This is a genomic window from Pseudomonas borbori, from assembly GCF_900115555.1.
Taxonomy (GTDB): domain Bacteria; phylum Pseudomonadota; class Gammaproteobacteria; order Pseudomonadales; family Pseudomonadaceae; genus Aquipseudomonas; species Aquipseudomonas borbori.
On the sequence record NZ_FOWX01000015.1, the window covers coordinates 106,829 to 117,601 of the forward strand.

A 10,773-nucleotide genomic window follows, 5' to 3' on the forward strand; every position below is an offset into this window, starting at 1 on the left:
GGGGCGGGTTAGCGGCAGGTTGCACCCGAGTGCCGCAGCTACCGAGCCGTGGGAGGGGCTTTAGCCGCGACTGAAAACTCGCCGCTAAAGCGCCTCCCACATGTTTCGTTCGCCGCTATTCAGCGTTGTTGGTGATCGCATGCGGTCCTTGCGGCGATGGGTATCGCTGCGCTCAACCGTCGTAGGGTGCGCCGTGCGCACCAAGGTGGCGGAGTGCATGAGCGGGCTCTGGATCATCGGTGTATTCGGTGCGCGCGGCGCACCCTACGGTTGTAACCACTCCAGCATGCCCAGCCCGGCCGTCCGGCCGCTGGCGAAGCAGGCAGTGAGCAGGTAGCCGCCGGTCGGCGCTTCCCAGTCGAGCATCTCGCCGGCGCAGAACACCCCGGGCAGTTGCCTGAGCATCAACTGCGCATCCAGCGCCTCGAAGGGCACGCCGCCGGCCGTGCTGATCGCCTCAATCAGCGGTCGCGGCCGGACCAGGGTCAGCGGCAACGCCTTGAGCGCGGCGGCCAGGCGGACGGGGTCGGCGAAGCAGTCGGCCGGCGCCAGTTCGCGCAGCAGCGCGGCCTTGACCCCGTCGATGCCGACCTGGCGGTGCAGGTGCTTGGCCAGCGAGTGCGAGCCGCGCGGCTTGCCCAGTGCGGCTTGCAGCTTGGCCAGCGGGCTCTGCGGCAGCAGATCGAGATGGACAGTGGCCGTGCCCTGGCGGTTGATCCGCTCGCGGATGGGCGCCGACAGCGCGTAAACCAGGCTGCCTTCGACGCCGCTGGCGGTCAGCACGAATTCGCCCTGGCGCGGCGGTTCGTCGTCCAGGCGCAGGCTGACGTTCTTCAGCGGCGCGCCGGCGAACTTGCCCTGCAGCAACGGGCTCCAGCCGGCCACCTCGAAGCCGCAGTTGCTCGCCTGCAGCGGTGCTATCTCGACTCCGCGTGCCTGCAGCAACGGCACCCAGGCGCCGTCGGAACCGAGCCGCGGCCAGCTGCCGCCGCCCAGGGCCAGCAGGGTGGCATCGGCCCGCAGCGCAATTTCGCCGGCGGGCGTGGCGATGCGCAGGGCGCCGTCGGTCGTCCAGCCCAGCCAGCGCTGGCGGGTGTGAATAGTGACGCCCAGTTCGCGCAGGCGCTTGAGCCAGGCGCGCAGCAGCGGCGCGGCCTTCATGCCGGTAGGGAAGACCCGCCCCGAGGTGCCGACGAAGGTGGCGATGCCCAGGCCGTGAATCCAGGCACGCAAGGCGTCGGCATCGAATTCGGCGAGCAGCCGGGCGATCTCCTCGCGGCGCTGGCCGTAGCGCGCGAGGAACGCCGGCTTGGCCTCGGAATGGGTGATATTCATCCCGCCCACCCCGGCCAGCAGGAACTTGCGCCCGACCGAGGGCATGGCGTCATACAGCTCGACCCGGACCCCGGCCAGCGCCAGCACCTCGGCGGCCATCAGCCCGGCCGGGCCGCCACCGATGATGGCGACGCGAGGAGCGATGTGCTGGGCCGGATCGGTCATGGGCGAGGCGCTGATAATGATGGGCGAGGGCGCATTCTACCCGAGGGTCGGCGTTTGCGGCTTGCTGCAGGCTGACGGAACTCGTCGAGCGACAAGATGCGCTGCCGATGGCCGATCATTGGGCCACTTCAGCAATCCGCGCTCCGTAGCGACACTCGCCGCACTGGCTCGGCGGCGCGGCACAAAGCTGGCGGGCTGTCGCTGCGCAGACGATTCAGCGCGGCTCGTCCTCCGGCTTCTGCGTCTCGCTTGGCGCCTCGATCCCCCAGTCGCCGATCAGGTGCCAATCCTCGCCGAGCATCTCGGCCGGGTGCATGGTGCGGTCGGCGCCATTGCCACAGGCCAGTGAGCCCGCCGGGCAATACCTGTCGCAGCCCCAGCAAATGCGCTCGGGATGTTTGGGTTGCAAGGGGAATTTCTTGGCCATGCTCCCCCCTCGAGGATCAGTGCGGCGATTGCGCCAAGGCTACTCCGGCGGCGGGAAAAGACGCTTGATCTCGCGCAAGAAGCCCAAACGCTGGCGCATGTCCCCGTTTCTACGACTGAAGTAGCGGGCAAACTGCCGGCAAGTCGCATGGCGTCCGGCGGCGCGCTGGATAGCATGGCTCGATAAGGACAATACCGACGAGGCGCGCCATGCCATCCTGCTTCAGCCGCTTTGCCTGTCTGCGGATGCTCGTGCTGGTGTGCGCGCTGTTCAGCCAGGCGCTGGCCGCCGAGGGATTGCAGGAGGAGATCCTGCAGTTGTTCCCGAAGGCCACGCGGATCGAACCCAAGCAGGAGTCGCCGCCGGTCTACAGCGTCTACCAGCTCGACGAACTGCTCGGCTACGCCTTCGAGTCCAGCGACTACTCCAGCCTCCAGGGTTTTTCCGGCAAGCCCATCCGCCTGCTGATCGGCATGGACCTGCAGGGCGTGCTGGCCGGGGTGCGGGTGCTCGAACACCATGAGCCGGTGTTTCTCTATGGCCTGGGGGTGCAGCCGCTGCTGGACTTCGTCGAGCAGTACCGGCAGCACCCCATCGGCCGGCCGATCATCGTCGGCGGTCGCCGTTCGGACAGCGCCGAGGGCGAGTCGACCACCCAGTTCGACGGCGTCAGCAAGGCCACGGTGTCGGTGGTCATCCTCAATGAGACCGTGCTGCAGGCAGCCATGAGCGTTGCCCGGCAACTGCTCGACGGTTTCGCCAGCGCTCCGCTGGCCACGCCGAAACGCGAGCTGTACCAGCCCATGGACTGGCAGCGTCTGCTCGACAAGGGTTATGTCCAGCGCTGGTCGCTGGGCCGCGAGGAAGTCGAAGCCGAGCTGGGGCATCCGCTGAGCGACTACCCCGAGTTCGAGCAGGCGGACGACGACGGCCCCTTCAGCGAACTGCATTTCGCCTACCTCAACGCCCCGAGCATGGGCCGCAACCTGCTCGACGCGGCCGGTTGGCAGAAGCTCAACGAGCAATTGCAGTCCGGCGAGCAGGCGCTGCTGGTGCTGTCCAGCGGCCTGTATCGGCATGTCCCGGCCGATTTCACCCCCGCCACCGCGCCCAGCCGTCTGCTGCTGATGCAAAACGACCAGGCCATCGAGCTGTACGACATGCACTTCAATAACGGCGAGGTGCTGGAGATGCTCGCCACGCCGCTGCGCAATGTGGATGCGCATATCTTCCGCATCAAGAGCCACGCCGCCTTCAACCCGGCGCAGCCCGCCGCCCTGCAACTGAACGTCAGCCTGCGGCGCAATCATCTGGTGGAAAGCCATAGCCACTTCAGCCGTGCGTTCCAGCTCGACCAGCAGCTGTTCGATATCCAGCAGGCCGTCGCCCCGGCCGAGCCGGTGCCCATCTGGCTGCGCATGTGGCAGGAGCGCTGGTGGCAGATCGCCCTGCTGGTCGGCGCGCTGATCCTGCTCAGCGGCGTGTTCATCTTCCAGCATCGCATCAGCGCGCACAGTCGCGGCTTTCACCTTTTCCGCTCCGGCTTTCTGCTGTTCACCCTGGTATTCATCGGGCTCTATGCCCAGGGCCAGCTGTCGGTGGTGAATATCTTCACCCTGCTGCAGACCCTATGGGATGGCTTCGATATCCGCATTTTCCTGATGGACCCGCTGATCTTCATCCTCTGGAGCTTCACCTTCGTCAGCCTGTTCCTCTGGGGCCGCGGCCTGTTCTGCGGCTGGCTCTGCCCCTTCGGCGCCCTGCAGGAAATCCTCGGTTGGGTCGCCAAGGCTCTGCGGATCAGGCAGTGGAAAATCACCGAGCGCAACCACCTGCGCCTGCAGAAGCTCAAATACGTCATCCTGCTCGGCCTGCTGCTGAGCGCCTGCTACTCCCTGAGCCTGGCCGAGCGCCTGGCCGAAGTGGAGCCGTTCAAGACCTCCATCACCCTGTTCTTCGTGCGCAGCTGGCCGTTCGTGCTCTACGCCCTGATCCTGCTCGGCCTGGGCCTGTTCGTGCACAAGTTCTACTGCCGCTACCTGTGCCCGCTCGGCGCCGGCCTGGCCGTGCTCGGCAAGTACCACCTGTTCGCCTGGCTCAAGCGTATCGACGCCTGCGGCAAGCCGTGCCAGCACTGCAGGAACCACTGCGAAATCGGCGCCATCGAGCGCGACGGCCGCATCGACTACGACGAGTGCATCCAGTGCCTGGAGTGCATCGTGATCCTCAATAACGACGACCAGTGCGTGGCCAGCATCAGCGCGCACAAGCAGGCGCAAAAGGCCGGCAAGCGGGAAAACCGGGAGGCGATCATCGTCAGCGACTGGCAGCCGCAACCAGCCGACTAGGGCCGACCATCCAGGCTGGGTGGATAGCGATCGGCGCCGCCAACGGCCGGCGAAGCGCAGCGGATTGTCCTGCCGGCACCAATGGATGCTGCTAGCGCGAGAAGTGCCTGCGATAGTCCCGCGGCGAGATCGCCAGATGGCGTTGGAAGGTGCTGCGCATCCGTTCCTCGTCGCCAAAGCCGCATTGCCGGGCGATCTGCTCGATGTTGCGCTCCGAGTCCTCCAGCAAGCGGCGCGCCGCCTCCAGGCGAAACAGCTCCACGGCCTTGGCCGGCGAGCGGCCGGTCTTCTGCTTGTACAGGCGGGAGAAATTCCGTGGGCTCATGTGGCAACGCTCGGCCAGTACTTCCACCCCGAGGTTCGCCAGGCCGAGGTTGTCGGCCAGCCAGCGGTGCAGTTCGTCGAACACCGCCGCGTCGCGGGTCTGGGCCTGCAGCAGCTCGCTGAACTGCGCCTGCCCGCCCGGCCGTTTGAGGAACACCACCAGTTCGCGCGCCACCTGCATCGCCACCTCGCGGCCGCAGTCGGCTTCCACCAGCGACAGGGCCAGGTCGATCCCGGCGCTGACGCCGGCGGAGGTCCAGACGCTGCCCTGCTGAACGAAGATCGCGTCGTTGTCCACCTCGATGGACGGGAAGCGCGTCCCCAGCCGCTCGCACATCGCCCAGTGGGTCGCCGCGCGCTTGCCGTCGAGCAGACCGGCCTCGGCCAGCAGAAAGGTCCCGCTGCAGACCGAGGCGGTGCGCCGCGCCAGGGGCGCGTGGTCGGCGATCCAGCGGATCAGCTCGGCCGATTCGGCCACCACCTGCTCGATGTGCGGCGAACCGGGCACCACCAGGGTGTCGACGGCGTCCAGCGCAAAGTCGGACAAGGGCAGCGTGTCCACCACCAGACCCTCGGCGCTCTGCATCTGGCCACCCGTGAGGCTGACCGTGATCCGCTGGTAACCCGGCAGATCGCGGGCGTGCATGGCTTTGTTCGCGGCCCAGAACACGGTCTGCGGGCCGGTCAGGTCCAGCAGACCGACCTGCGGGTAGGCGATGAACAGGACGCTGCGGGGCGTGGTTGGCATGAAATCCGGGTTATCTGTCATTTGTGCCGAAGTCTTCCGCTTTTAGCATGGTTGCGTCAAACGAACCGAACCAGGAGTCACCATGAACCAACACCTACTGATCATCGGGGCCGGATTCGCCGGACTGTGGAGCGCGCTGAGCGCCATGCGCCTACTGGATCAGCACGGGCGCAGCGACGTGCGCGTGACCCTGCTCGCGCCTCAGGCCGAACTGCGCATCCGTCCGCGCTTCTACGAGCCGGACGTGCACAGTATGCGCGCACCGCTGCTGGATCTGTTCGCCGCCACCGGCGTGCGCTTCGTCCAGGGGCTGGCGCTGAGCATCGATGCCGAAGGCCGCCAGGTGACCTACCGCGACGCCGCTGGCAGCGAAGCCGCGCTGGGCTACGACCGCCTGATCCTGGCTGCCGGCAGCCAGTTGTTCCGCCCCGGCGTACCGGGGCTTGCCGAGCACGCCTTCGATGTCGACCAGATCGAGCAGGCCGCGCGCCTCGAGCAGCACCTGTGCGCCCTGGCCAAACGGCCGGACTGCGTCGCCCGCAACACCGTGGTGGTGGCCGGTGGCGGCTTTACCGGGATCGAAACCGCCACCGAACTGCCGGCGCGCCTGCGCGCCATTCTGGGACACGACGCCCAGGTGCGGGTCATCGTCGTCGAGCGCAACAGCCAGGTCGGCGCCAGCCTGGGCGACGGCATCCGCCCGGCCATCCTCGAAGCCTGCCGCGAGCTGGGTGTGGAATGGCGCCTGGGCGGGTCGGTCGCGGCGGTGGACGCCGACGGCGTGGTGCTCGACGACGGTCAGCGCATCGACAGCCATACGCTGATCTGGACCGTGGGCTTTCGCGCCAGCGACCTGACCCAACAGATCGCCGCCCCGCGCGACGCCCTGGGCCGGTTGCAGGTGGACCGCCACCTGAAGGTCGAAGGCATGAGCGACCTCTATGCAGCCGGCGATACCGCACGCGCCGCCACCGACGAGTTGGGCAACTTCAGCGTCATGTCCTGCCAGCACGCCATCGCGCTGGGCCGCCACGCCGGCAACAATGCCGCGGCCGACCTGATCGGCGTCGCGCCGCGGGTCTACAGCCAGCCCAAGTACGTTACCTGCCTCGACCTGGGCGCCTGGGGCGCGGTGTACACCGAAGGCTGGGAGCGCCAGCAGAAGCTGGTCGGCGCCGAGGCCAAGACGCTGAAAACGCAGATCAATACCCTGTGGATCTACCCGCCGGCGGCCGAACGCGCCGCGGCCCTGGCGGCTGCCGACCCGGCGATCCCGGTGGCCTGAACGGCTGCAAACAAGCCCCGCCTGCGGCGCAATGCTGCTGACGTTGCGCTCGCTATTTTGACGACGCGGATGGTTCGATCCGCTAGGGATGGCGCGGGCGGCGATCCGTCGGACCGCGTCGGGTGAGTGCGCAGTGATACCCATCGGGCGTCGAGCCTGCACGGCTGGTGTCACGCTGCCCTTCAAGCGTCCTTGGTTTCGGGGCGCGGGCGGCCGTGTTGAGAGCCACGGCGGTGCGGATAAGTGCCTTCAGAACCTGGCGTTTTGCGCGCAAGCCGCCGCGGCAGCTCGTTCCCGTCGAGCCGGCGCGGCGTTGCGCCGGGAGACCAGCCACACGCCCGCCAGCACCAAACCGGCACCGGCCAACTGCGCGAGGGAAACCGGCTCGGCGAGCAGCAGCCAGCCGAACAGGATCGTCAGTATCGGGCCCAATGTACCGATCAGTACGGTGCGCGCCGCGCCTATACGACGAACCGCCGCCGACTGCCAGAACACCGGCAATAGCGTGGAGAACAGCGCCATCGCTGCGCCATAGGCATAGACAGGCGCGGGCTGGATCAGCGCGGAGAACGGCTGGGCGGCGAGGAAGTGCAGCTGCGTGGCGACTGTGGAAACCAGGATCGCCAGCGCGGCGAAGCGCAGGGTGCCGAGGCGATGCACCGCGATCTCGGCCCCGGCGCTGTACAGCGCGTAGGACACCGCGGAGGCGAAGACGAAGGCCGCGCCGATCAGCACGGCGTTGCTGTCTTGCGCCACCTCCAGGTCGTGGGCGAACGCCAGGCCGATGCCGGCATAGGACAGCAACAGCGCACCCACCTGGCGCCGTTCCAGGCGTTTGCCCATGGCGAGTACACCGATCAGTACGGTGATGGTCGGGTAGATGAACAGAATCAGGCGCTCGAGCGCCGCCGAGATGTACTGCAGGCCGATGAAGTCGAGGATGCTCGCGCCGTAGTAGCCGAGCAGGCCCAGGGCGATCAGCAGACCCCAATCCTTGCGCGTCAGCGGCGGCGCGGAGCGGCGCAGCGACAGGCAGACCCAGAGCGCGATCGGCAGCGCGAAGGTCATGCGCAGGGTCAACAGGGTGACCGCATCCACGGGCGCGGCGGCATAGGCCAGTTTGACGAAAATCGCCTTGAAGGAAAAACCGAAGGCAGCAAGGATCGCCAGCGCGATACCCACGCGTTCGGCCGACCAGGTTTTCCACGGCATCGGGCTGAATCCCAAAGAGTTGTCTTGAAACGAATGATGAGCGGCGTATAACCCGTGTAGAAGTGGCTTATTGGCAAGCCATCGTTCGGAATTGACCAACGCTATGCACTATGACCTGACCGATCTGCGCCTTTTTATCGCGATTGCCGAAGCGAAGAACCTGACCCGCGGCGCCGAGCGCGTGCACCTGGCCCCGTCTTCGGCCAGCCACCGCATGCGCCTGCTGGAAGAGTCGATCGGCACCGCCCTGTTGCTCCGCGAGCCCCGTGGCGTCAGCCCGACCCGCGCCGGCGAGGCTCTGCTGCGCCACGCGCGCCGGGTGTTCGCCCAGCTCGAACAGATGCACGCCGACCTCACGCCCTACGCCCAAGGCGTGCGCGGGCACGTCAGCCTGTGGGCCAACACCCACGCCACCCATGCCTTTCTGCCGGACAGCCTCGCGACCTTCTTGCAGCGCCACCCGCAGGTCACCATCAGCCTGGAGGAGCACACCAGCCCCGAAGTGATCATGGCCGTGGCGCGCGGCGAGATCGATGTCGGGGTGGTCGCGGATCTGCTCGAAGGCGCCGAAGTCGAACTCATCCCCTACCGCGCCGACCGCCTGGTGCTGATCGCCCCCGCCGACCATCCGCTCGCGCCGCGGGCCAGCACGCGCTTTGCCGAGGTGCTCGATTACCCCTTCGTGATGTTGCATGCGGGCTCGGCCATCCACACCTTCACGATGAACACCGCCGCCGCGCTCGGCCGACACCTCGAAGTGCGCATCCAGGTGCGCAGCTTCGAGGCGGTGTGCCGCATGGTCAGCGCCGGCGTCGGCTTGGGCATGGTGCCCCTTGGCGCCGTAGCGGCAGGCGCCGCGCACGCCCCTCTGGCCGTGGTCGAACTCGAAGAGCCCTGGGCGCAGCGCGATTTGAAAGTGTGCGTGCGCAAGCGCGAGTCGCTGTCGCGCTTCGCCGCCGACCTGGTGGCCTGTCTGAGCGAGGGCAGGGTGGGGCCAACCTAAGGCGTTCAGGCGCGAGGACGGTCTACACCGTCAGCCGGATGCTCGGGCAACTGGCCGCGTATTCGGCTTGACCCTGATCCGTCGCCCCGGTCGCATGTCAAGGCTGCCTGTCGCGACAGGCAGAAAACGGCCAAGAGCGGTCATCCAGGGAGAGCAGATTCGACCAGAAACAGTCTGCCCACACTCCCCCTGTACGCGTCCAGCGAGGCGCATTGGAGTCCGCTGACGTTATGATGCCCATCTGCATAGGAGGACATCTTGGACAAGCAAACGCAGATATTGAGATTGGTGCAGGAGCTAGAAGACGAGCTCGATCAGTTTCCCCTCTCCAGCGTAATCCGATCGCACGCGGAGTTAACTGAACAAGCACTCGATGCTTGGTCTGATCGCCTCCGGGACATAGGCCATCCGGGGCGCAAATTCTGGGATCAGCCAGCGGAGCTAATGTACGACGAGGCCGGTGTACTGCTCGGGGCCATGTTTGTTCTTATTCAGGCGGCCATCACCGAGACGGTTTCGATTGTAAAGCGGATCTACGAGCTAAATGGACAGAAGATAAATAAGAACGCCGTGATGTCGTTGGAGGCAGATCTCGATTCGAGGTCAAGCCTGAGCTACGTCGCGATCGCAAACGGAGCTGCAAATTTTTATAAACACCGCTTCGAGTGGCCGAAGGACTGGCGCGGTGCACCAGGGCAATCGCAAGACACAATCACTCTTATCCGCACACTAGGAATGGGCCCCGAACAAGATTTGGCGGATAACCTGCTTTCCGCCGTCCATGCCATCATGAATTCAACTGACAGCAACCTGGCAGACTTAGCGGGGCTGGTCGTGGAGCAATGGCGAGCGCGACTTGCGCTGCACCTCCGTGGGCAGTTCCAGCTGGCCTAGTTTCCCTAGTGTGGAAATGGACATGCTTGTCCCTTGAGTGTCGCAACGCCGCTCTCTCGCCTTCCAAGCACTGATGAGCCCGGAACTAGCTGAGCTCTACCGATTGGGATTGACAGAAACCGACCAGAAACAGACCTTCAAACCACAAAAGGGAAGCTCTGCCAGTCGGTGGACGACGTTCAAGCGCCTCAGTAGCCTTATCTACTTGCGAATCGTGTATAGGAAAGCAGCTGTGATCGATGATCCGCTACCAGAAAATTGGCGAGACCTCCAGACAGGTGTCCAGCGCATCTTCCGAAACGTCGGCCTGCTTGCTGATGTCGAGGTTGATCTGGAAACACCACGTGGCTCGGTGAATGTGGATGTCCACGCGATAGACGTCCGGAGCGTGGACAAAATCAGATACATCGTGGAGTGCAAAAACTGGGGCAGTGCCGTACCCCAGTCCGTAGTCCATTCGTTCACAACGGTCATGCATGAAACCGGTGCGAACATCGGATTTATCATTTCGAAGCATGGGCTCCAGCAGGGGGCCAAACGGTACACCCAAAACACAAATATCGTTGGGATGACGTACCTAGAGTTTCAACAGAGATATTTTGAGGCTTGGTGGAAGCGATACTTTTGTCCACGTATCGGTGATGCCGCGGACAACCCGCTTCAGTACACACTGTAGTGGTCAACTAATCTCGGACACGACGTTAAGCTTTTTCTCGGCCTGAGCTGGGGCCAGCCCACCATTGAGTTGGTGGGGTCGAATCCAGTTGTACCGATGCATCAAATAATGACTGATATCACGCTGGGCTTCATGGGCAGTTCTGTAACCCAGGGTCGGTATCCATTCGGTTTTCAAGCTGCGGAACACACGCTCCATCGGTGCGTTGTCCCAGCAATTTCCCCGACGACTCATGCTCTGACGCATTCGATAACGCCACAGCCTCTGGCGAAATAAACGGCTCGCATACTGCGACCCTTGATCCGAGTGGAACAGTAGGCTCTGAGGTCTTCCACGTTGTTCGTAGGCCATATCCA

At 65.2% G+C, this 10,773-nt stretch carries 10 protein-coding genes; 5 read left to right on the plus strand and 5 right to left on the minus strand.

Annotated features, from left to right (window positions below; translation table 11 throughout):
* Window positions 1-264: 264 nt before the first annotated feature.
* Together BM315_RS13150 and BM315_RS13155 are read right to left on the minus strand one after the other, a co-directional pair.
* Window positions 265-1,500: a BaiN/RdsA family NAD(P)/FAD-dependent oxidoreductase gene (locus BM315_RS13150; protein WP_090501664.1), complete on the minus strand. Its 1,236-nt coding sequence runs from the start codon at window positions 1,498-1,500 to the stop codon at window positions 265-267.
* A 214-nt stretch (window positions 1,501-1,714) separates the two neighbouring features.
* A complete protein-coding gene (locus BM315_RS13155) occupies window positions 1,715-1,927 on the minus strand; it encodes a DUF3079 domain-containing protein (RefSeq protein WP_090501666.1) in 213 nt (70 codons plus the stop codon).
* Window positions 1,928-2,136: 209 nt separating this feature from the next.
* Here BM315_RS13155 and BM315_RS13160 point away from each other — a divergent pair, with 209 nt between their 5' ends.
* Entirely contained in the window at window positions 2,137-4,275 is a 2,139-nt protein-coding gene (locus tag BM315_RS13160; RefSeq protein ID WP_090501668.1) for a NosR/NirI family protein, read from the plus strand.
* A 91-nt stretch (window positions 4,276-4,366) separates the two neighbouring features.
* Here BM315_RS13160 and BM315_RS13165 read toward each other — a convergent pair whose 3' ends face one another.
* A complete protein-coding gene (locus BM315_RS13165) occupies window positions 4,367-5,347 on the minus strand; it encodes a GlxA family transcriptional regulator (RefSeq protein WP_212632954.1) in 981 nt (326 codons plus the stop codon).
* A gap of 82 nt (window positions 5,348-5,429) precedes the next feature.
* On the opposite strand from BM315_RS13165, the gene BM315_RS13170 reads away from it, so the two are divergent.
* Complete coding sequence (locus BM315_RS13170; RefSeq protein WP_090501672.1) at window positions 5,430-6,632, plus strand: NAD(P)/FAD-dependent oxidoreductase; 1,203 nt, start codon at window positions 5,430-5,432, stop codon at window positions 6,630-6,632.
* A gap of 249 nt (window positions 6,633-6,881) precedes the next feature.
* On the opposite strand, the gene BM315_RS13175 is transcribed toward BM315_RS13170, so the two are convergent.
* The gene (locus BM315_RS13175; protein ID WP_090501676.1) at window positions 6,882-7,844 is read right to left on the minus strand and encodes a DMT family transporter; all 963 of its coding nucleotides are present in this window, start codon (window positions 7,842-7,844) and stop codon (window positions 6,882-6,884) included.
* Window positions 7,845-7,947: 103 nt separating this feature from the next.
* Here BM315_RS13175 and BM315_RS13180 point away from each other — a divergent pair, with 103 nt between their 5' ends.
* From BM315_RS13180 to BM315_RS13190, 3 genes are all read left to right on the plus strand, one after another.
* A complete protein-coding gene (locus BM315_RS13180; protein WP_090501678.1) occupies window positions 7,948-8,847 on the plus strand; it encodes a LysR family transcriptional regulator in 900 nt (299 codons plus the stop codon).
* A 258-nt stretch (window positions 8,848-9,105) separates the two neighbouring features.
* Window positions 9,106-9,741: a hypothetical protein gene (locus tag BM315_RS13185; protein ID WP_090501680.1), complete on the plus strand. Its 636-nt coding sequence runs from the start codon at window positions 9,106-9,108 to the stop codon at window positions 9,739-9,741.
* Between the two features lie 232 nt (window positions 9,742-9,973).
* Window positions 9,974-10,417: a restriction endonuclease gene (locus BM315_RS13190; RefSeq protein WP_244527295.1), complete on the plus strand. Its 444-nt coding sequence runs from the start codon at window positions 9,974-9,976 to the stop codon at window positions 10,415-10,417.
* 3 nt (window positions 10,418-10,420) lie between these two features.
* Here the strand turns inward: BM315_RS13190 and BM315_RS13195 are convergent.
* Window positions 10,421-10,773 (minus strand): integrase core domain-containing protein (locus tag BM315_RS13195; protein ID WP_141123944.1); only part of this gene is annotated, 353 nt, incomplete at its 5' end.